Source organism: Robertmurraya sp. (genome assembly GCF_036676585.1).
Classification (GTDB): domain Bacteria; phylum Bacillota; class Bacilli; order Bacillales; family Cytobacillaceae; genus Robertmurraya_A.
On the sequence record NZ_JAKFCQ010000043.1, the window covers coordinates 1 to 20,069 of the forward strand.

A 20,069-nucleotide genomic window follows, 5' to 3' on the forward strand; every position below is an offset into this window, starting at 1 on the left:
TTCCATCTCCCCATCACAATGGTGTTATAATATTTCCCATCTGATAGAAGCTTGTCATTCTTTAATACTCCTTCAACTGTAAATCCAAACTTTTCATATAGTTGAATGGCTTTCGTATTTATTTCTAATACATATAAATTCATTTTCTTCACTCCATTGAAGTCAGCCCAAGTTATAGATTCTTTTAATAAGTTCCTTCCAATCCCATAACCCCAAAAGTCTTTCAATACACAAATACCAAACTCTACCTTGTGTGATAATCTCTTTAAATTAGAACCTTCACATCTTGAATATCCGACAATACGACCATCTACCACAGCCACTAGAAATATGCTTCTACCACTCTCTGAATCACTTTTTATTAACTGCTCAAAACCAGCAATATCTATGAATCCTTCTCCTCTTTCTCGATCCATATATTCCGTTTCTCCATCAATTTGTAGCCTTAGTTCAGACAAAGTCTCAGCATCTCTTTCAACCGCTGACCTAATCGTATAACTTAGTCCATTTACCTGGTATTCTTCGTTGTTTATGATCACGATTTCTTTCACTCCTGTATTATTACAATCCACTTCCATTAATTGGTTTCTATTTAATATATTCTTAATATGTTATTAACTTCGTGTTAAAAAGTATCTTATATAATGACTCATGTAAGAAAATTTCAAAGGAGGAGTTATTATGTTTTTAAAAAAGCTATCAGTAAATAAGTTAATTTCAATTGATTATTATTCTAATGGTTCCTTGAAAACTATTAAAGGACGTGTTTACAAGCTCGATCTAATCAAGCAGTCCCTGTTGCTTAAAGATGAAACACACAAACCATTTACTATTCAATTATCAGGTATCAGGCATATTTATTAACTTCCACTACGAAACGGTCTTCTAAAGGACTTGATCCAAATAATCACCATGGCATTTACTTAGCTCAACCTCTTCTTTAGAAGAAATCCAAAAGTAGTGGAAGGTTAGTCCTTCCTCTTCTCCTCCACCAGTTGGTTGAACTTTTGTGGTACCCCTTCATTTTTATTAACAGCCTTCTGCCTTTCTTACCAGTTTCAAATCACATTACCGCTTTTTCTTAGAAATTTGTAACATGGTATTAGCATTAGCTTGAAACTCATATGAAACCTTAACTTCCTTAACTTCCTTAACTTCCTTAACCTCCAAGCCTTTTTCCATTAAGTGAGCAATTACTTTATCCAAGTGTTCGTATCTTTTTCCTTCTAAATCTACAAGGGGAAAGATGCGTATTTCTTCTCTAGTTACTCTTAATAACTCTTCAATTGTATTTATATGAAAATCATAATCTAAGCGGTCAGCATACATGAATAAAAAGTTGGCTGTGAGAAGAATATCAAACTCTTCATTTTTAAAAGGTAAATTCGGGAGAACTACAGGAATATATTGTTCACTAGCATTTACCATATGCTTCGTACAATCATTTAATGCTTTTATACGATTTTGTCGGAGACCATCAACATCATGATAGTAGTCCCAAATATAGTTATCTTTTACCTTCTCCATATGTAGCATAGCATGTTCAATATCTTGTATTCCCTTTTGCTTCAGTTGTTCAACCTCATGGTCGTAAGCAATATCACATGCTGTTATATCTAAGCCTAAATCGCTGCCATGAGCTGTAAAAGAACATGCTCCCGCCGGACAATCTAGAATTCTTTTACCTCGCATTTCATCGAGAGATAATGAAAACATGTTCATATACTCTTCAAACGTTCTCCCAATAAAAATAATTCTTTCTAAATCTAACTTTGTACTCTTCTCAACTCTTCTCAACTTGTTCACCTCTAGATATTTGTTTATTCTTCTTTCTTTGAATAACTTCATTAGCTAAAAATGCGTTAATCCAACGGATTAACGCATCAGTATAATCTAATCTCCGCCACCACCGCAGGATCCACTACCACTGTCACTGCCGCTACTGCAATCGCTTGAGTAATAATCATTCGAACTTGATCCAGAATGACTGGTAAAGAAACTGTTACTGTAGGAATTTGACCGGCGTGTTGGTCTATTGGTACCTCTTAACCCAAGAATAAGAATGAAAACGATAAATAATAAAAAGAATATGAAGCTATATACTATCGACATTTATATACCCCCTTACTTTTTATTAATGGCTTAGTAAATTATACGTTTATGTATCAAATAAGTTTCACTCATTAAAAAGATGGTGAAGCAACCGCTCCCTATCTTCAAAAAACTGTTTCATAATCGAATAATGATAGGTTTCTTCCAATTTAACTTCATCCATCCCCTCTTTGGTCAATTGAATGATTTTTGATTCGGGATAAGCCATTAATATAGGCGAATGTGTTGATATAATAAATTGAGATCCTTCTTTAATTAGCTCATTGATTCTCGATAACATGGAGAGTTGCCTTAGTGGTGATAAAGCTGCTTCCGGCTCGTCAAGGATATATAAACCGTTCCCTCGGAAACGTTCAGTGAATGCTGCGAAAAATGATTCGCCATGTGATTGTTCGTGAAGGGATTTACCGCCAAAGGAATCAATAATTCTTGGAGCTGAAGAAGGTTCTTTGTCTAATTCCTCTATGTTGGTGGCCACATTATAGAAGGTTTCTGCTCGGAAGAAAAAATGATCCTTTGCCTTATTAACTCCCTTCACGACTCGTATATATTTGTCCAGATTTGAGTGTGAATCATAACTTGAAAAATTAAAGTTTAAAGTCCCGCCCTCTGGATTAAATCCTAAGGCAATGGCAATAGCCTCAAGCAAAGTTGATTTTCCCATTCCATTTTCACCAATGATATAAGTAACATTCGGATGAAAAATTAAATCCTGAAAATTCCGGATGATGGGTAAATTCAGAGGAAACTCATCATATGAAACAATTTGCTCCGTTTTTAAATATGCCTCTCGAATGAATTGGGTATCCCGGTTTAACAACATCGAACCATCCGCCTTTTCTAAGATTATTTAATATCCTTATTTTACCATTAATACTATCAAATGTTTGGAAAAATAAACATTATTACAACTAAATACACGGCTTCACCCAAAGCTTTGTTAAGTCTACATATCCAAAATGTTTAATTTCAATATTCATTAGACTAAGCGAAAAGGGAATTCTCCTTTTAACGTAATATAAAGGGATACATAGGGATTCACTTAGTAAATACTGTTCAATCTCCATATGCTTGTCATTCCAGTTTTCGAAAGGGATATGATCGTAGTTTTGTATATGCTTTTGCAATTTTGGGTTTCTTTCTGTTAATAACTGAAGAGGGGAGTAACTATTTTTCAGAAAAAAGAAATATGAAAAGGTTTGATTCATTTCAAATATTTCTCCATGAATAAATAAATCCGTATCTAATCTTATATTGGGCTCATACACGGCTTCTCGAAAGGAAATTTCCTGGACTTCTACCTTAATTCCCTCCTGTTCCAGTTTGTCCTTTAACCAGTTTGATGTTTCACTTGTATAGTTCACAAATTGCATCTTTAAGGCCTGAGTGAATATTGGCTTTGGAATGTTAGGCATTGTATAAGTCTCTGATATTCCGAATAGACAACCTTCATTGTTCCCACTAATCCGTGAATTCACTTTTGACAGTTCGTGACGATGGTTGGCAATTAGCATATGAATATAGTCACGTACTTCCTTTCTATTCATATCGGAATTACGATATGGATTCATCACAACAATACCAAAGCCTGAATCACTTTCTACCTTTTGCGTGTCCACTTTATCAGATTCATTCGCTCCATAGTAGATTACCTCAAACTCTCTCGGAACTTGAATATATTCCACACAATCAAGTAGTGGCCGCCGTCCAAAGTATTGTTTAAAAGCGGAAAGAACAGTTTTCTCTTCGGAATTTTCCGCTAAATAAAAGCCCCCGGTACCAAGCAATGAACCATTGGACACTTTAAAAATACTTGCTGTTAAAAGACTTAATAGTTGGAGGATATAGGTACAACCCCTAGGAAACTCTAGCTTTACAATAAGTGGAGCCGGGCTCTCAATTACAGTCACTGGTTCCCATAGTTTTGAATAATGATCATCGTTTTTCATACGCTGAAAGGTTTCAACTACGTCCTCTGCTTTCATAATAGAGCCATCATGAAAAGCAACATCCTTTCTTAAATACAAAATTAAAAAACGATCATTGTATTCCCATGTATGAGCAAGCTCGGGAGTAATCGAGTTATCTGCATGTAATGTAACTACCCGATTGTATAAATTCGCAATTAGATTGGCACTATGAGTATCAGCTGCCTTAAGTGGATGTACCGTTAGGAAGGGATTGAACCTCGGAATGATAAGGCGATCCTGCTCCTCTTGATGAAAGCCAAAATTCTCTTGAAACGCCATCATTAAACGTTGTTTGGTTTCCACCGACCACTCTAGTAGTAAGAGTTTACTAACTTCCTCAATGGCTCCTGCCTCAAGCTTTTGTAGAAACAGCTTCTCATATTCCATTTCCACATCCCTTAGCCATTTAAGGACAGATGCATTGCCACGTCCAAGTCCAGATGAAAATGAGATCCACCCTTCCTTGTCCCACTGATGAAGCTTTCGCCTTGTTTGCTTTGTGCTTAAGTTTAGTAGTTTGGCTATATCTTCTACTTTTATTTTCCCAGAGTTTTCCTGGGTTCTCAGAGTTAGTAAATATCGATCCAACATCATATAGCACCTCTAAAAAGTGGACATTTAATTTTAAAAAGGGAATTTTTCCTCAGACTAGTCTTCTTTACTATACAAATATAGGAAGGAGCTGGCAATATGAATTGGAAGTACTATCCACAAAATTTAAAAGTGCGCCTAATCACATCTTTTTTTAACAAAGCTATTTCAAGCGCGGTTATGCCTTTTATGGCCCTCTTTTTCGCCGAGCATAAAGGACCTGTTTGGGCTGGATTATTTTTAGGGGCAAATGTTTTTATCGGTTTTATTAGTACACTTTTAGGTGGCTATTTATCGGATCGATACCGGAGGAAAACCGTACTTATACTTACTTCTGCCATAAGTTTTCTTACGTTCGGCTTAATGACCCTAAGTCTTTTACCTGACCAAGAATGGATCATCCTATTTGCAATGAGTTACATGGTTTTCATGGGTGCTAATAGCCTCGGGAGACCCGCGATGCAGGCAATAATCATAGACTCAACTACTACTGAAAATCGCAAAGCTGTTTATTCGTTAGATTATTGGATTACGAACTTATCAATGGCTATAGGGGCCATGCTTGGAGGGCTCTTTTATCTTCACCATCAGCTCGCTTTGTTTCTCGTTCTTACGATTGTCTCAGCAAGCTTACCTCTCGTATATGGAATTTGGCTACAAGATTCATCTGTGAAACAGTTGGAGAAAAGGCATCGTAACATGTTTATCGATTTGGGCTCTAATTATCAAATTGCTTTTCAAGATAAACCATTTGTGATGGCTGTTGTGGGAGGAATGTGCATTTATGCGGCAGAATTTTCACTTAACAGTTATATTGGCGTTCGTTTAGCGGACGAGTTTCGCTCTGTGTTTATTGGCAGTTTCGAGGTTGCAGGGGTTAGAATGTTAAGTATCTTAAACATACAAAATATGCTTCTTGTTGTATTACTAACGTTTCTTGTTACAAAAATGACGGACAGATTTGATAAAAAAAGCGCACTGCTCTTTGGACTGTTCCTTTATGCAATCGGCTATACAGTCATTACATCGGCTAATGTCTGGTATGTGCTTATTACATTCAATCTGATAGCGACCATTGGAGAGCTTGTTTATTCTCCGATTGCGAATGCAGAAAAGGCTAACATGATGCCAGAGGATAAACGAGGTTCGTATTCTGCATTTTCTGGTCTTAGCTTTAGTGGAGCCGATTTAATTGCGAGATCAACGATATTACTTGGAGCATTTTTAGTACCAAGTATGATGAGTGTATATATTGGCATCATTTTGATGATCGGTACGCTCCTCCTTTATGGTGGGTTATTTATTTTTCAGTCTCAGAAACAAAAAGAACCATTTAAAATAAGTAAAACTGTGTAATTTAAAAAGAAGCTCCAGAATGTCCTAGAGCTTCTTTTTTAGAAAAATCTTTTCATCTCGATATTTATCTACATCATGCATAAGACTCTCTACACAAATGTGTTACGCTCTTCCTCTAACAAACATCAGTCGCCCTGCTTAAAGTGTTTTAACCTGCAGCAGGTGCTACTGCCCCGCCACCATTTTTCCTTTGTCCTAGCTCCTGATCAACCAATAATAAAGCTGAGGGATTATTTTCTGCAATTTTCAGGCGATTAACAATGGTTTGGCTTTGTGCTTCCTCATCTATTTGTTCCCTTAGGAAATCTTGAATTATCACGGCTGCTTGCGGATCAACTTGATTTACATAAGTAAATGCCTGGCGATATGAATTAGTCACGAACTGTTCATGCTCTAATACTTTTTGAAAAGTCTCTAATGGTGTTCCGAAATCACTCGGTTGTGTAGGAATTCCATGAAGCGTAACAGTCCCGTCCTTATTTACTACATAATCAACCAATGTAAGCATATGAGTCCTTTCTTCTTCTGATTGTAAACGAAGCCAGCTTGCCATACCGGTGAAGTTCATTTTGCCCATATATGCTGACATGGCAAGATACAGTGTAGAAGAAACATGCTCAATTTGAATCAAATTATTCATTAGCTTCTGAAGTTCCTCATTCATTCCTATCCACTCCCCATAAATATTCATGACTAATTATGTATATTAAACGTTCACTTAAAATGGAACTGGTCCTTAATTAACTCTAAAAAGTATTACAGGATTCTTAAAAGTCCCTCCCGCTTCTGCAAATCGTTTTTTGGAACTAAGCATAGGATTCTTTATAATGGGAATGTTAAGTTTCATTATTTACAGGTACCTTACTTGAGGAATTGTATAGGAATTTATTTTGAGAATAGGTGATGAAAATGGCTTTTCGCGGAGACGCTCATAAACTGTACATAAAACTATCAAAAGCAAACAAACAGGACGAACCTTTGAGACAAGCGAAGGAATTGACGGAGATTCAAGAAATTCGGGCGTTTTATCAGACCATTGAAACGGCCACTTTACAATTAATATACTACCGTATGATTAAAGAGAAACAGGGATCTGGAATCATACCTATTTTTGTTACTAGCATTCCATGGTTCTTTTTCCTGTTTTCCAAGCAATTACAGGAATTTCTTTTCAAGGAAGGAAGTCTCCTTTTTCTTCTCTTTGGTATTTTCTATATGGTAACCCTTACCATAAGTGTCATTGTTCATTTTCGAGAAAATGCATGGGCAGCGGTGCATATTGAGATTATTCAAGATATTGTTGATGAAAGGGGGAACCATGACATTTAATTGTCTGCATCAAAAAAGGCAGTTTGATTTTACTATACTGCCTCTGTAATATTTACATTTTTTTTATTATTCTTGCGTGTAGCGGTAAGAAATAACTGTAGACTAAAATAAAGATAGGAATGCTGTAGAGATGATTCCAATGGGTGAGCTTCATAAATCCAACCTTGGCCACTGACCATTCGATTATAAAAGATAGGATGGTAAATATAATCGCTAATTTCCACTTATTATCCTTATTCAAATAATTCAAATAAATCACAGACAGGGATGAAGGAACAAAACTGTAAGTTAGTAACTCACCAATTCCAGAATATTTGGGATGACCAAAATCAACTAGATTCAAATACCCAGCAAAAATATTATCAGCCACCCACGTGGTCAAACCGACTACTCCTATAGTGACATAAATTCCCCTCCAACTAATTTCCTTCTTCGGCATAATAAACACAACTAATAATAAAATAATTACAAGTGTGATTGGCAACCAAAGACCTTTTGCACCTAGATCCATCGCTTTTACTATCGAATCCATCTAAAATCCCCTTCATGTTACATTTAATATTATGTTCTCCGACATTTTTATTCTCTAAACACAGTGATGCCTACATATACTCCTGCTCAACATTTTGCCCATCCCTAATTTGATATAATCGACTAACTCCAAAATAAAAAGGGTTGTCACCTTAGGTGACAACCCTTTTTTATTTTTCTCCAACGATTACCTGTCTTGTAAATGTTCCTTTTCTAACGTTACAGCGATCTACAATACGAAACCCTGCGTTTTCAATCATTGAATCAATTGGTTCAATGGTGACAATCACGATTCTCTCAGCAAACGAATAGGCACTTTGAAGCAATTCAAGTTGTTCTTGTGGAGAGATAACAGAACAAAGATTATATGGCATATCAATAATCGCCACATCATAGCTTCCCGTTACCTTTCGAATATCCCTAAATAGAACTTCACAATGGTACCCAAAATGGGCAATATTTTCACGTGTTCCAGGAAGAATCAGGGGATTCACATCGCTCCCAACAATATCGATCCCCATAGATAAGGCCTCGACGAGTACAGTACCTATGCCGCAGCATGGGTCGATGGCTTTTTTCCCTGCTGGGTGCGGTACGGCAATATTAGCGACAGCTCTAGCGACACGGGTACTTAAAGCAGTAGAATAGCCCTGCGGTTTTGTTTGGTGCTGTAGCCATACAGCTTCACCCTTTTGATAATACCCAAATACCCATTTTCCATTAACTTCTACAATTCCGAACAAGATGTCAGGATGCTTTAGATCCGGCTCTCCTGGCACATGAAGAGCTACTTCCCTTTCCACTCTTCTGCGCTCTTCAAAGCCCACTTTTTCTAATGAAAAAGTCTTCAAAAAAATGACCCGATAGGTTTCCTTTAAAGGTGATAAATTTTTCACCTTAGTAATTATTTCTTCCAACTCACTGCCTTCAAATATGATATCTATGCGATCCCGAATAAACGGGCTTCTGCTTGGATCTATTTTTATATTACTTTCTATTATATAATCGTCAGAGTCCTGTCCAAAAAAAGAACGCATCTCTAAGGCACAGAGCTCCACTTCATCTTCTTGACATGAATAATTGTAAAGGTATCTCTGCATATTCTCGTTTGTATTATTCATGATCTCATTCCCCTCTAAAAAACTAAATAACTCATCTAGTATACACCTTAATTCAGGAGATGTTTATTTTAGATTGGGAAGTTTTCTATTATGGAATATGAAAAGTAGCTTAGTTTTGACTGTAATTGCGTTCATGATGAGCAAAAAATGCCATTCATAGATAAAAATGAAGAGATTTTTCTTCAAAAATAAAATTTATTTGCGATTCTGGGATTTTATTTGCGATCCTCAGATTTTACTTGCGATTACAAGAATTTATTTGCGATTCTACAAATTTATTTGCGATTCTCAGATTTTATTTGCTATTCTACAAATTTATTTGCGAACCAACCGATTTACTTGCGATTCCCTTAACTCCCCAATAATTCCACAAACTCTTCCTCACCAATTACTTTTATCGCCGTGCCTTTTTCAATTAAAGCATATGCCTTTTCTTCCTTGGTGCTAATTCCACTAGCCCCCACGATCATTTTGTCCTGTTTTCCGACAATTAAATAGTGGGTTTTTCCGCTTACTCCACTTTTAATCGTACCACCTGCATTGACCACTTTTTGCATAGCATCCTTACGATCAAGATTCAATTCACCGGTAAAAACAATATTCTTTCCGAAAAAAGGATGCTCTTCATTAAAGGTTTGAACATTGGCAGAAATCTCTGAAATAACCACTTTTGCAAAAGACTTTTGCTTCTTTTTCTGTTTAAAATACGTTTGTGGTTTTAGCTCGGAAAAATTCTTAATTGGAATACTACGATATGTTTTACAATACGATTGAAGTGATTTTTTATTTTTTACTGATACACAAGTGGTAACTAATTCCGCGCAAGCTCTTGCATCGTGCAAGGCATTGTGATGATTTTCTAAGATGATATCGAAATGATTTAACCTTTCTACTAAAGAATTCCCCACCTTTTCTCTGCAAGCCTTCGCACTCAGAGGAATGCTGCAAATAAATTCAAACTCAGGGATTTCAAGAGAATATTCCATCAAACAGCAGTGGAGAACACTCATGTCAAATTGAGCATTATGAGCAATAATAGTCGCTCCTTCGAAATGGTGTTTGATCTCCTCCCAAATCTCATTGAACTTCCTTTCATATTTTACATCCTCCACGGTCAAACCATGGATTTTTGTTGTTTCCTCGAGAAATGTTAAGGTTGGAGGTTGGATTAAGAAATATTTCTCATCGACAATTTGATTATCCTTAACAAAGACCATTCCTAGTGAACAAGCGCTACTCATCCTATTGTTCGCAATTTCAAAATCTATCGCAATAAAATCCATCTTAAAAATAACCTCCTTAGTACATGTATGATCCATTACTTTATGCGTTCATATATTCCATCTTCAACAGACTGTAAATCTCTAGATCGACTATTCCTTTTCCCGTCCAGACCGTTGCTTGTCTCAATAAACCTTCTTTTAAAAAGTCATTTTTGAGTAATACTTTTTTTGAGTACTCATTTTGCGGCATGACCTCCGCCTGAATCCGATTAACATTAGCTTTTAGAAATAAAAACTCTACTAATAATTTTACTGCTTCCGTAGCAATTCCTCTACCCCAAAAGGCTTCAGCCAAATAATATCCTATTGTTACCATGTTGACCTTCTGATTAAAATCAAAAGCCTCTATGATTCCAACTAACTCCTCATTTATAAAAATGCCCCACTTCACACGGGTCTTCTTATGATAATCACGTTCAAAGTGACTGATCATTTTTCTTACAGTCTCTTTATTATGTTTAGGAAGAATTCCACAATACTCAAAAACTCTCTTATTATCATAAATAGCAAAGAGGCCATGATAATCTTTGTCTTCTATTCTCTTTAAAGCGAGTTTTTCTGACAGCAACAAAGGAAATTCATGAAAGATGGCATCCATATTCATTATCAGCTTTCTCCCTCCATTATCAAGAACCATATTTTGTCATTTTATTTTATCATTTCTAGTAAACAACAAAGAAGCCCTCATGAAAGGACTTTTTAAAAAATAAACTTCTTCTGTACATAATAGCTGACCATAAACAGGATTCCTTCGGTAAAGCTTTTACTTGTAAAAAGTGAGAGATTACCAGTGTCGTTAAATAAAGAAATCATCAAATAGTTACTGATTAATATGAATCCAGCCAAGCTATAGTACTTAAGTATCGGCTTTATATGAGATTGTTTTTTTCTATTAAAAACGATGTTTTTGTTTATTACATAATTGATAAAGGAACTGATTACTCTCGCACCAATTACAGAGAATAACAAATTATTCGTCAGCCAATGTAACAAGAAGAAACAGATAAAATCAATTAATCCACAAGAAACCGAAGAAAGACTAAACTTTAATATAGGAAGGTAAATTCGGATGGAATCATAGATAGGGCGAAAATGACTTCCTTTATTGTTATTCTCATAGACCGTTTGAATAGGTATACTAGAAATGCGATAACCAGCAGATTTCGCCTCTAGCAATTGGTTCATCTCATATTCATACCGTTTCCCCTTAATGTCAATCAGCCATGGAAGCATATCAACTGAGAATCCTCTTAGTCCCGTCTGGGTATCGTTTATTTTATATCCAGCTACCAATGAGAAAATGGTTCTTGTTACTTTATTTCCTATTAAACTCTTTAGTGGAACTTCGCCTACAAATTCCCTAGCCCCTAATACAATCGTTTGAGGATGAACAGCTATCTCTTGCGCTACACGCTGAATATCTCCCCAACGATGCTGCCCATCACAATCGGCACACACTACCCCATCTTCATTTGGATAGTGCGTATGAATATGGGTAAAGGCTGTTTTCAAAGCGGCTCCCTTCCCTTGGTTTGTCTCATGAGTTAAAACCATGCAGCCTCTTTGTGCCGCCTTTTCAAAAATGCCTTCACACTCCACCGAACTCCCGTCATTTACGATTAATACACGGTAGTTACTGCTTTGTTTGACTTCTTTAATCAACTGAAGCATTTTCTCGTTTGGTTCATACGCAGGAATGACAATAATCATATAATTCACCTCTCTTACTGGATATAGATAATATCGCTTACGCCACGTTCCTCTCCTGTACCTCGTGGATTATTAACGACTTCCCCCATAAAGTACATGGTTGACGAACCGCCACCGTCTAGGTTATAGGCTTCCGTAGCGCCTAAGTCTTCAAACACTTGAGCAAACTCACCTAAGGTTAATCCCTTTGAATATCCTTCACTTCTGCCATCCACGACGACGAACACATAATGATTTTCAGATATGATACCTACCCCTGTTCTCGGGTTTGAGTCCTCAATCGAACGATTTCCAAAATTCTTATCAATGCTCACATCTCCAAAATCTTCAATGGCCACTGAATTTTCAACGAGAGCAGGTCCAAAAGAGAAGGTTTGCGTTACTCCTTCTGCAATCAATTCCTCTGCAGAAGTTTCTGTCTCCTCATAGATTTTCATGGATCCATCCTCATAAAATGCTAGCCCCGTACGTGCCGGATTATCTCTAAAGATTTGCCCATTACGAATCGTTATCCCATCTTCACGAAATCCATAATAATCACCGTTAATCGCAAAAATGGCGTTATTATTACTTGCAATTTCGGAAGTTACTTGGACAATGTTATTACCAAATTGGTTATTGGCAAATGCTGACTTCAAACTACTTGAATCTGTTAACTGGACATCCGCTACGTAGTACACAACCTGATCACTTCCTGAGCCAGTCACTACTTTCTCAATTTCAATCGACTTTGTATCACTCGTATAACTCAAATCATCCGCTTCATAGGTCTCATCCACGGTTGTAGTAGTTTCACTAGATGTGGTTGTTGAGTTCGTTGTTTCGGAACTGACAAGTGCATTTTCTACCTCAACATGCTCAATCAGGTAGCGGTCAGCTAATAAATATAGAATCAGTGCAGCACTGGTAATAACTATTGAAATGTTTACTATAAGTTTTCTTTTTTTCAAGGTGAAGACACCCTCCTTTGTTTCTCCTAAAGCTTTATCTAGACAAATTATAGTCAGCAATTATGGCGGAACTATGTCCAAAAGAGGAAGAAATGGAGAAACAAATGGTAATAAAAAAAGCCCATTCAGTTGGTTACTGAATGAGCCATTTTTCCTCTGTATTTTGAAATAAATAAACCTATTATGAATCACTTTTACCCACTAACATAGAATGTAATAAAAAGTTCCCTAGGAGGTGTTCCCGCTGATTCATACAGTTAAAGCAGGTGAAACCCTTAATCAAATTGCAAAGGATTATCGTACCCCGCTAGCAACCATTCTCCGAGCTAATCCATCCATTAATCCAAACCTCATTTATCCCGGACAATCCATCAATATTCCAGGCGTTCCTTCGCCAGAGAGCAGTCCATATCGAATTGATGTGAGTATAAATAGTCGCACTCTACGATTATTTAGAAATGGTACGCTTCAAAAACAATACCCTATTGCGGTAGGAAGAATGTTATTTGAAACACCAGTAGGAAGTTATATTATTCTAAATAAAGCACCTAATCCCGGAGGACCTTTCGGGACGATGTGGATGAGCTTATCCAAGCAAAGTTATGGAATTCATGGGACGAATGACCCCAGCTCGATTGGAAAGGCCGTCTCAAAAGGCTGCATTCGCATGTACAATAGAGATGTAGAGGAATTAGCGAGGATTGTCCCAAACGGAACTGCGGTAACTATTCATCCATAATTTTGAGAAAGATGTACCAAAAAATATGAAAAAGGACATTACATACTAGCTATAAGAGTATGTAATGTCCTTTCTTGTTTTACTAACGCCCCCGATATTAGGTTATTTCACAAACATTCTTTAAGAAATAATGTTTATTGTAATGTGGCAATCAACGGATTACCTTGCTTAACCTCTTGTATTGATAGATACAAAGTATAGTTCCCATAATCGAGGATTTTATTAAGAAAAAGATTCAATTGATCTTGAGTCTTTACTTTTATTTTTAAATGGTAACATCCTTCTCCTGATACTCTGTGAGCTTCAACTATCTCATTACTGTCGTTGATAAACCTTTTAAACGACTCATGGTTTGCAGTTTTCATATAAATGATGACAAACGCTGTATAAGTAAGTCCTAATTTCATTTCATCTACGATTAGAGAGTAAGCTTTTATTACACCACTTTCCTCAAGTTTTTTGATTCGGTTTCCAACTGCTTGTCCTGTCATATGAATCTGTTCCCCTAAGTCCTTCCATTGAATACGCGAATTTTCGGTTAGTAATCTAAGGATTTGAAAATCAATGTTATCAAGTTCCATCATAAATTCCTTTCACCATGAAATTATTTAGTATTAAAGTGTTTCATCAAAGTATCGATCAAAATCAGTATATTATTTATGATTTTAGTGTAACAAAAATTCTAATTGAGGTGAAAAAAATGAGTACAGCTTTAATTATTGTAGATATTCAAAATGACTATTTTCCAAATGGAAAGATGGAATTAAGCAACCCAGAAAAGGCAGCAGCTAATGCTGCTAAAGTTCTTGAATACTTTAGAAAGAATAACAAGGATCATATTTTCCATGTCCAACATATCGCAAGTCATCCATCTTTAGGCTTCTTTCTTCCAGATACTGAGGGAGTTAAAATTCATGATGCGGTCTCTCCATTAGAAAACGAATGCATTATCGAAAAGAACTTCCCTAACAGCTTCTTAAAGACTGAATTAGAAAGCAAACTAAAAGAAAACGGAGTAACCAAGGTAGTGGTTGTAGGTATGATGACACATATGTGTATAGACGCGACAGTTAGAGCCGCAGTTGATCTGGGCTATGAAACCACACTTATTGAAGATGCTTGTGCGACAAGAGAATTAGCTTACAAGGATAAGGTCGTTCCAGCAGAACAAGTACACTATGCATTTGTCACCGCACTTAATGGTATGTATGCTAACGTAATTTCGACCAAGGATTTCCTGCAACAAAAAGCTAACACGAACTTAAAGATCAACTAATTAAATATAAAAGGGAGTTTGTTCATAGAAAAACAGCCTCCCTTTTTTGCTGATATTTAAATTAAAAAATATAGTATCCTTCTTCAACTCCTATTGTTCAAAAAGGAAATATAGATTTTTAGACGTTAATAAAAGTCATGGATGCTATCACCTATTCTATTTAATAGATATTTATGTTGATTAATATTAGAAATATTATTGTAATAGAAATGCCATAGGCGTAATCGAATTAACACCTCCCTGTTCTTTTTCTCAGAAAAATATATGTTACGATAATTAAAAATTAGCAACCTAAGAACATGGAGGGTAAGAAATGCTTAAAAAAATTATTTCAGGTGTAGCAGTTACTGTACTCTCAGTATCGATAAGTACAAATGTACAAGCTGCGACGATTACAGTACAGAAAGGAGATACCCTTTGGAATCTATCACGTGTGAATAATACAACTGTAGAAAATATTAAAACGTTGAATAATCTCACTACTGACCTTATTCACCCTGGGGATGTTATAACCATTTCTCAACATAAAAAATATACTGTTAAGCAAGATGACACTTTATGGGACATAGCCTTAGAACATCAAGTAACAGTTTCACAAATTAAAGAATGGAACCAATTACATAGTGATCTTATTCATCCTGGATTAAACCTATTAATCTATGAAGATATTAATACTACTACAACAGCTACAACTGAAAATTCAATGATGCCTGAAGCACAAGAATCAGAGGAAAGTACATCTTCAGCTTCAGCACCCCCTCCATCAACGAGCAACTCAGCTTCAAAGGAAATTATAGTGGAAGCTACTGCCTATACTGCTTCATGTGAAGGATGTTCTGGCATTACCGCTACAGGAATTAACCTAAAGGAAAATCCTAATGCAAAAATTATTTCAGTGGATCCTACAATTATTCCACTCGGCAGCAAAGTTTATGTGGAGGGTTACGGTGAAGCTATCGCCGGAGATACTGGCGGGGCCATTAAAGGAAATAAGATTGATGTCTTTATTCCTTCTCAACAGGATGCAATCAATTTTGGAGTAAAACAATTAAAGGTAACTATATTAAACTAGGAAATCCATAAATAGCCTATCCTACTTGATTTCACTGCTATTTATAAAATGAAAATAGACATTTGAAGTGTACAGTTTGTCCATTTCGGAAAATATCCTAATAGAATATAAATAAAGTATCAAAAAGTAAAGGGGGGATTTCCGTATGGCGAACCAAATCACTTCTGGACCATTTTTTGTACCGTTGTCTATTGATACTACACAATCAGGAGCCGTAAAATATTTATTTATTGGCTTTAAGAATCTTGCAAACAACACTTCATCTATTCTATTAACTGTTCATAAATGTAGTGATATTCTCTTATACCCACCAAATACACCTGATGAGATTCAGTTCTACAGTCAAAGAGTCACAATTCCTGCAGGAGACTGTGCCGTTGTTAGAATAGAAGCTGGACCAACTACCTTTAGTGGTAACAATATGCTACGTGTAGCTATTGCAGGTGATACTGATGAAGATGCTGATGGCATTGTCGTAACCTTGTCAGGGACTACGGTGGATGGACGTCAAGTATTGTCCATGGTATTCAAACATGAAGATTTTGTCGAGCTCGATGATTAATTTAGAATATATATCTAATTAATCATTAATGAATCCTCATCTGGTGTAAAGATGAGGATTTTTTTTTTGCGGTAATTAGCCGGTTTCTTAAGGAAAGTCCCCATTTTTCCTAGTTATGTCTATCACTATCGTAAAAAAGTAAGCGTGGAGCTAATCTCATATAAGTGATTTTGGTCTGCCCATAGAATGAAATAATTATAGAAGGTGTCTCCGATTTGAATCGGTTCTGGATATCGGACAATCAGTGCTGCTTGCCCTCTCATTTCAGCGGGTTGATCTTCTGACGGAAAGATATAGCAAGCGTCCTGAGTTTGTATGTTTGTCTGTAAGATAAGTGGTTTGGAACCGTACGGGAGTAGTTGGTGGAAGGCTTCGTTTTGGCAGACTGAGTGGATGGATTCATCGGAAGATATGGCTGCTACTTGAAAAAATCCATCAGGGCCTTCATATCTTTCATCACTTACCTGCTTCCAGTGTGCCGGGTATTGAAATTGGATGTTAAAGCTATCACTTGTAAATGTCTTTTTCAAAGATGAAATGGGAACAGGTGACCATTGTAAGGAAGTTATTTGTCCACCCTCCACAATCTTTATCGGAACGGGATGGCGTAAATCTAGCATCCACATTTCTCTCCCTATTCCTTCTCCATTACACCCCGAGAGATAAGCTAATTTTGGTGATTCTGGCGACCAAGTAACAGGGGTTGCGTAGCAAGACGATATGGCTACCGTCCGGTCATTTTCTCCTTTCCTACCTGTGGTACGAATTAATGAGAAATAGCCTACATCTTCAAAGGCTGTCGCACTATAAGCAATTGTCGAGGAATCTGGTGACCATATCGGATAATAATTTTTCGCAAGCGGGCCACCCTTTACCTCGAAAATCTGTCCACTTGTAAGTTCGATCGTATAGATAATAGAAATACTTGCTCCTGGACTTGTGTATAAGACATATAAACCATTCGGGGATAAGCGAACATTGTTCAATCTTCCACCCGTGTTTTCAGTAATTTGCTGTTTGTCGGTACCATCCGTAGCAATAAGATAAAGCTGACTAACACCCAATTCATCAGGAGCTTGATAAAGGAGTTCGCTCCCATTTGGAAACCACTGAACATCCGTCGCATTTACTGCTTCTATTCGTTGAACCTGATGGGTAGACACTCGATATAAGATGATTTGATTATTTTTAACATAAGCAAGCCTTTGACTGTCTGGTGACCAATCTAAAAAGATCCCTTCTCCTTCAGTGAATTGGTCAATCCTAGAGGTGCTCCCATCCCCTGCATCGAGGATGAACAAGACACCATTTCTTCCTACAAAGGCAATCTTGGTACTATCTGGTGACCAAAATGGAGTAGTATAGGATTCTCCTAATCCATTAGTGAGCTGGACATTCCCCCCATTTCTAAGATTATAAACCCAAAGGTCGTAGCTACCTCCCCGATTGGAGGTATACGCAATCATACCAAGATCCCCAGGTGGAGCATACGGAATTCTTAATCGCATTCCTGGTGATAGATTGTAGTTTGGAAGTTCGTTCACCTGTCGAATCAGCTCATAGTTACTTTGTCCCCTTGTGGTGACGTTGTATTTGTTTGCTATTTGAAACAAGGTATCTCCAGGCTGAACGACATAGAATGGATTCCCGGGAGGTACCGTTAGCAGTTGCCCCACTTGTATCGTATATGGCGGCTGAAGCTGATTTGCCTGAATAATCACAGATTGTGGCACACCAAACGTTTGAGCTATGTTAAAAATGGTATCACCTGATTTTACCCGAACTCTATTCACTCCCGGTGGCACCGATAGTTGCTGACCAACATAAATCGTATATGGTGGCTGTATATTATTAGCGGCAGCAAGAGATTCGTAGGAAAGCTTCCATCGACTGGCAATTTGAAAAAGTGTATCCCCAGGGCGGACCGTGTAAAAAAGTTGCATAAACACTCCTCCATTAAACTAATGCTTTATCTGCCTATATGCTATTCATGAATAGACGTAAAGATTCATCTAATATAGATAGAAGAAGATTGTATAAAAAAGAACCCAGGAATTCCTGAGTTCTACGACACTTATAAACTAGCCACTTCTTCCTTCACAACAAGCACCTTTTTCTCCCACACTCTGCTTCTCCATCTAAAATACATCACAATTCCTCTTAGCCACTCGTCAACAATAAAGGCGATCCAGACTCCATAGAGCCCTAATCCGAAGTGGATGCCAAGTACATATGCGACGGGTACACCGATTACCCACATGGACAGAACTCCCATTTTTACGGAGAAAGTCGCATCGCCGGTGGCCCGAAGTGCATTGACCACTAATAGATTAAACGTTCTGCCCGGTTCAAGAATTAGGCAGAGTAACAACAGTTGACTACCAACATGAATAATCTCCTTGTTATCCGTAAAGATGTTCATTAACGGAACTCGGAACACCGCAACAAAGACCGCAATCAGGATGGTGATAATAAAGCTAGATTTTAAGCTTTTAAGAAGTTGGCGGTACGCTCCGTCAAAGTCACCGGCACCAACACGATAACCGATTAAGATTTGAGTTCCTTGTCCCATCGCCAATCCGAACAACAAGATGAACGTCATAATGTTCCAGGTGTAGACTCGAGTCGTTAAAGCCGCAGCACCCATTAAGGCAGTAATGGCGGTAATCGCCATTTGACTTGTGTTATAGCATAACTGCTCACTGGCAGCAGGCACGCCAATTTGCAGAATCTTTTTGACCTTAGATGCATCAAAATGCGTATAATCCTGAAGCTCAACCTTGATCGGAAGTCTTTTATACATCAGATAAAGAGCAATACCTAGCGCAATCGCCCTACTAATAGCAGTTGAGATAGCCACTCCCTCGACCCCAAATACAGGCATTCCAAACAAGCCATAAATAACTAATGCATTTCCTATTAGATGTATGATGTTCATTATAAGAGATACAAACATCGCATCTCTCGTAAACCCATAAGCTCGTAAAATGGAAGACACGGTGACAAGCAAGGCTTGTAAGAACAAAGTTGCACCTACAATGGAAAGGTAAGAATGGCCAATAGATGCTAAGTGTTCTTCGAGCTTAAAGAGATCGAGCAGTGGTCCTTGGAAAATAAACATCAGCGCACTTACCACAAGACCGATTAATAAATTAATCGTAATAGAAATACCCGCGGTCTCCTTTGCTTCTAACCTCATTCCTGCCCCTAAGTACTGGGATATCAGAACCGCTGTCCCTGTTGAGGTAAAGGCAAAAAGTAAAATAGCAAAGAAAACTAATTGATTCGCGACACCGACTGCTGCAACCGCATCATCTGAAATATGAGCGAGCATGATGGTGTCTGTACTTCCCATAATCGTCTGTAAAAATAATTCAATAAAAATTGGCCAAGTGATGGCTCGTAAGGTGAGTTTATGTGGTTCATTAGATGATAGTGATTTTCCCATAGTTATACCTTCTTCTGTT

Annotated in this window: 22 protein-coding genes; 7 read left to right on the forward strand and 15 right to left on the reverse strand. The window is 37.2% G+C overall.

Annotated elements, in window-relative coordinates:
* Positions 1-539, reverse strand: a 539-nt coding sequence (locus ACGLXV_RS05230) for a GNAT family N-acetyltransferase (protein WP_391557801.1), incomplete at its 3' end; no start/stop codon positions are given.
* 142 nt (positions 540-681) lie between these two features.
* Here ACGLXV_RS05230 and ACGLXV_RS05235 point away from each other — a divergent pair.
* A complete protein-coding gene (locus ACGLXV_RS05235) occupies positions 682-864 on the forward strand; it encodes a YolD-like family protein (RefSeq protein ID WP_119706919.1) in 183 nt (60 codons plus the stop codon).
* A gap of 204 nt (positions 865-1,068) precedes the next feature.
* On the opposite strand, the gene ACGLXV_RS05240 is transcribed toward ACGLXV_RS05235, so the two are convergent.
* The 4 genes from ACGLXV_RS05240 to ACGLXV_RS05255 form a co-directional block, all read right to left on the reverse strand.
* Positions 1,069-1,797, reverse strand: coding sequence for an SAM-dependent methyltransferase (locus tag ACGLXV_RS05240; protein ID WP_391557802.1), 729 nt, complete (start codon positions 1,795-1,797; stop codon positions 1,069-1,071).
* A 96-nt stretch (positions 1,798-1,893) separates the two neighbouring features.
* Positions 1,894-2,112: a hypothetical protein gene (locus tag ACGLXV_RS05245; RefSeq protein WP_391557803.1), complete on the reverse strand. Its 219-nt coding sequence runs from the start codon at positions 2,110-2,112 to the stop codon at positions 1,894-1,896.
* Positions 2,113-2,176: 64 nt separating this feature from the next.
* Positions 2,177-2,935: an AAA family ATPase gene (locus ACGLXV_RS05250; RefSeq protein ID WP_391557804.1), complete on the reverse strand. Its 759-nt coding sequence runs from the start codon at positions 2,933-2,935 to the stop codon at positions 2,177-2,179.
* An 88-nt stretch (positions 2,936-3,023) separates the two neighbouring features.
* The gene (locus ACGLXV_RS05255) at positions 3,024-4,676 is read right to left on the reverse strand and encodes an ABC transporter substrate-binding protein (RefSeq protein ID WP_391557805.1); all 1,653 of its coding nucleotides are present in this window, start codon (positions 4,674-4,676) and stop codon (positions 3,024-3,026) included.
* A gap of 96 nt (positions 4,677-4,772) precedes the next feature.
* On the opposite strand from ACGLXV_RS05255, the gene ACGLXV_RS05260 reads away from it, so the two are divergent.
* Positions 4,773-6,029 (forward strand): MDR family MFS transporter, encoded by a 1,257-nt coding sequence (locus tag ACGLXV_RS05260; protein WP_391557806.1) that lies wholly within the window; start codon positions 4,773-4,775, stop codon positions 6,027-6,029.
* A 148-nt stretch (positions 6,030-6,177) separates the two neighbouring features.
* Here the strand turns inward: ACGLXV_RS05260 and ACGLXV_RS05265 are convergent, their stop codons facing one another.
* Positions 6,178-6,693, reverse strand: coding sequence for a ferritin (locus ACGLXV_RS05265; RefSeq protein WP_119706913.1), 516 nt, complete (start codon positions 6,691-6,693; stop codon positions 6,178-6,180).
* A gap of 245 nt (positions 6,694-6,938) precedes the next feature.
* Here ACGLXV_RS05265 and ACGLXV_RS05270 point away from each other — a divergent pair, with 245 nt between their 5' ends.
* Positions 6,939-7,358 carry a hypothetical protein gene (locus tag ACGLXV_RS05270; RefSeq protein WP_391557807.1) on the forward strand — a complete coding sequence of 140 codons (420 nt, stop codon included), beginning with the start codon at positions 6,939-6,941 and terminating at the stop codon, positions 7,356-7,358.
* A 52-nt stretch (positions 7,359-7,410) separates the two neighbouring features.
* On the opposite strand, the gene ACGLXV_RS05275 is transcribed toward ACGLXV_RS05270, so the two are convergent.
* The 6 genes from ACGLXV_RS05275 to ACGLXV_RS05300 all read right to left on the reverse strand — a co-directional run bounded on the left by ACGLXV_RS05275 (position 7,411) and on the right by ACGLXV_RS05300 (position 12,953).
* The gene (locus ACGLXV_RS05275; protein WP_391557808.1) at positions 7,411-7,890 is read right to left on the reverse strand and encodes a hypothetical protein; all 480 of its coding nucleotides are present in this window, start codon (positions 7,888-7,890) and stop codon (positions 7,411-7,413) included.
* 169 nt (positions 7,891-8,059) lie between these two features.
* On the reverse strand, positions 8,060-9,010 hold the full coding sequence (locus tag ACGLXV_RS05280; RefSeq protein ID WP_391557809.1) for a TRM11 family SAM-dependent methyltransferase: 951 nt from the start codon (positions 9,008-9,010) through the stop codon (positions 8,060-8,062).
* Between the two features lie 350 nt (positions 9,011-9,360).
* Entirely contained in the window at positions 9,361-10,293 is a 933-nt protein-coding gene (locus tag ACGLXV_RS05285; protein ID WP_391557810.1) for an exonuclease domain-containing protein, read from the reverse strand.
* Between the two features lie 40 nt (positions 10,294-10,333).
* Complete coding sequence (locus ACGLXV_RS05290) at positions 10,334-10,897, reverse strand: GNAT family N-acetyltransferase (RefSeq protein WP_391557811.1); 564 nt, start codon at positions 10,895-10,897, stop codon at positions 10,334-10,336.
* A gap of 95 nt (positions 10,898-10,992) precedes the next feature.
* On the reverse strand, positions 10,993-12,003 hold the full coding sequence (locus ACGLXV_RS05295) for a glycosyltransferase (protein ID WP_391557812.1): 1,011 nt from the start codon (positions 12,001-12,003) through the stop codon (positions 10,993-10,995).
* 14 nt (positions 12,004-12,017) lie between these two features.
* The gene (locus tag ACGLXV_RS05300; protein WP_391557813.1) at positions 12,018-12,953 is read right to left on the reverse strand and encodes a phosphodiester glycosidase family protein; all 936 of its coding nucleotides are present in this window, start codon (positions 12,951-12,953) and stop codon (positions 12,018-12,020) included.
* Positions 12,954-13,197: 244 nt separating this feature from the next.
* Between ACGLXV_RS05300 and ACGLXV_RS05305 the strand changes: the two genes are divergently transcribed.
* Positions 13,198-13,692: a L,D-transpeptidase family protein gene (locus tag ACGLXV_RS05305; RefSeq protein WP_391557840.1), complete on the forward strand. Its 495-nt coding sequence runs from the start codon at positions 13,198-13,200 to the stop codon at positions 13,690-13,692.
* A 134-nt stretch (positions 13,693-13,826) separates the two neighbouring features.
* On the opposite strand, the gene ACGLXV_RS05310 is transcribed toward ACGLXV_RS05305, so the two are convergent.
* Positions 13,827-14,273, reverse strand: coding sequence for an Lrp/AsnC family transcriptional regulator (locus ACGLXV_RS05310; RefSeq protein WP_391557841.1), 447 nt, complete (start codon positions 14,271-14,273; stop codon positions 13,827-13,829).
* A 119-nt stretch (positions 14,274-14,392) separates the two neighbouring features.
* Between ACGLXV_RS05310 and ACGLXV_RS05315 the strand changes: the two genes are divergently transcribed.
* The 3 genes from ACGLXV_RS05315 to ACGLXV_RS05325 all read left to right on the forward strand — a co-directional run bounded on the left by ACGLXV_RS05315 (position 14,393) and on the right by ACGLXV_RS05325 (position 16,602).
* Complete coding sequence (locus ACGLXV_RS05315; RefSeq protein ID WP_391557814.1) at positions 14,393-14,968, forward strand: cysteine hydrolase family protein; 576 nt, start codon at positions 14,393-14,395, stop codon at positions 14,966-14,968.
* Positions 14,969-15,281: 313 nt separating this feature from the next.
* Positions 15,282-16,040, forward strand: a complete 759-nt coding sequence (locus ACGLXV_RS05320; protein WP_391557815.1) for a 3D domain-containing protein — start codon at positions 15,282-15,284, stop codon at positions 16,038-16,040.
* A 145-nt stretch (positions 16,041-16,185) separates the two neighbouring features.
* Complete coding sequence (locus ACGLXV_RS05325) at positions 16,186-16,602, forward strand: hypothetical protein (protein ID WP_391557816.1); 417 nt, start codon at positions 16,186-16,188, stop codon at positions 16,600-16,602.
* Positions 16,603-16,727: 125 nt separating this feature from the next.
* On the opposite strand, the gene ACGLXV_RS05330 is transcribed toward ACGLXV_RS05325, so the two are convergent.
* Together ACGLXV_RS05330 and ACGLXV_RS05335 are read right to left on the reverse strand one after the other, a co-directional pair.
* On the reverse strand, positions 16,728-18,545 hold the full coding sequence (locus ACGLXV_RS05330; protein WP_391557817.1) for a LysM peptidoglycan-binding domain-containing protein: 1,818 nt from the start codon (positions 18,543-18,545) through the stop codon (positions 16,728-16,730).
* Positions 18,546-18,676: 131 nt separating this feature from the next.
* Positions 18,677-20,050 carry an MATE family efflux transporter gene (locus tag ACGLXV_RS05335; protein WP_391557818.1) on the reverse strand — a complete coding sequence of 458 codons (1,374 nt, stop codon included), beginning with the start codon at positions 20,048-20,050 and terminating at the stop codon, positions 18,677-18,679.
* Between the last annotated feature and the right edge of the window lie 19 nt (positions 20,051-20,069).

Bases quoted from the DNA above. Each gene is read 5' to 3' on its own strand.
- ACGLXV_RS05235 (WP_119706919.1), top strand. From the start codon at position 682: ATGTTTTTAAAAAAGCTATCAGTAAATAAGTTAATTTCAATTGATTAT.
- ACGLXV_RS05245 (WP_391557803.1), bottom strand. From the start codon at position 2,112: ATGTCGATAGTATATAGCTTCATATTCTTTTTATTATTTATCGTTTTC.
- ACGLXV_RS05250 (WP_391557804.1), bottom strand. From the start codon at position 2,935: ATGTTGTTAAACCGGGATACCCAATTCATTCGAGAGGCATATTTAAAA.
- ACGLXV_RS05255 (WP_391557805.1), bottom strand. From the start codon at position 4,676: ATGATGTTGGATCGATATTTACTAACTCTGAGAACCCAGGAAAACTCT.
- ACGLXV_RS05260 (WP_391557806.1), top strand. From the start codon at position 4,773: ATGAATTGGAAGTACTATCCACAAAATTTAAAAGTGCGCCTAATCACA.
- ACGLXV_RS05265 (WP_119706913.1), bottom strand. From the start codon at position 6,693: ATGAATGAGGAACTTCAGAAGCTAATGAATAATTTGATTCAAATTGAG.
- ACGLXV_RS05270 (WP_391557807.1), top strand. From the start codon at position 6,939: ATGGCTTTTCGCGGAGACGCTCATAAACTGTACATAAAACTATCAAAA.
- ACGLXV_RS05275 (WP_391557808.1), bottom strand. From the start codon at position 7,890: ATGGATTCGATAGTAAAAGCGATGGATCTAGGTGCAAAAGGTCTTTGG.
- ACGLXV_RS05280 (WP_391557809.1), bottom strand. From the start codon at position 9,010: ATGAATAATACAAACGAGAATATGCAGAGATACCTTTACAATTATTCA.
- ACGLXV_RS05285 (WP_391557810.1), bottom strand. From the start codon at position 10,293: ATGGATTTTATTGCGATAGATTTTGAAATTGCGAACAATAGGATGAGT.
- ACGLXV_RS05290 (WP_391557811.1), bottom strand. From the start codon at position 10,897: ATGAATATGGATGCCATCTTTCATGAATTTCCTTTGTTGCTGTCAGAA.
- ACGLXV_RS05295 (WP_391557812.1), bottom strand. From the start codon at position 12,003: ATGATTATTGTCATTCCTGCGTATGAACCAAACGAGAAAATGCTTCAG.
- ACGLXV_RS05310 (WP_391557841.1), bottom strand. From the start codon at position 14,273: ATGGAACTTGATAACATTGATTTTCAAATCCTTAGATTACTAACCGAA.
- ACGLXV_RS05315 (WP_391557814.1), top strand. From the start codon at position 14,393: ATGAGTACAGCTTTAATTATTGTAGATATTCAAAATGACTATTTTCCA.
- ACGLXV_RS05320 (WP_391557815.1), top strand. From the start codon at position 15,282: ATGCTTAAAAAAATTATTTCAGGTGTAGCAGTTACTGTACTCTCAGTA.
- ACGLXV_RS05325 (WP_391557816.1), top strand. From the start codon at position 16,186: ATGGCGAACCAAATCACTTCTGGACCATTTTTTGTACCGTTGTCTATT.
- ACGLXV_RS05330 (WP_391557817.1), bottom strand. From the start codon at position 18,545: ATGCAACTTTTTTACACGGTCCGCCCTGGGGATACACTTTTTCAAATT.
- ACGLXV_RS05335 (WP_391557818.1), bottom strand. From the start codon at position 20,050: ATGGGAAAATCACTATCATCTAATGAACCACATAAACTCACCTTACGA.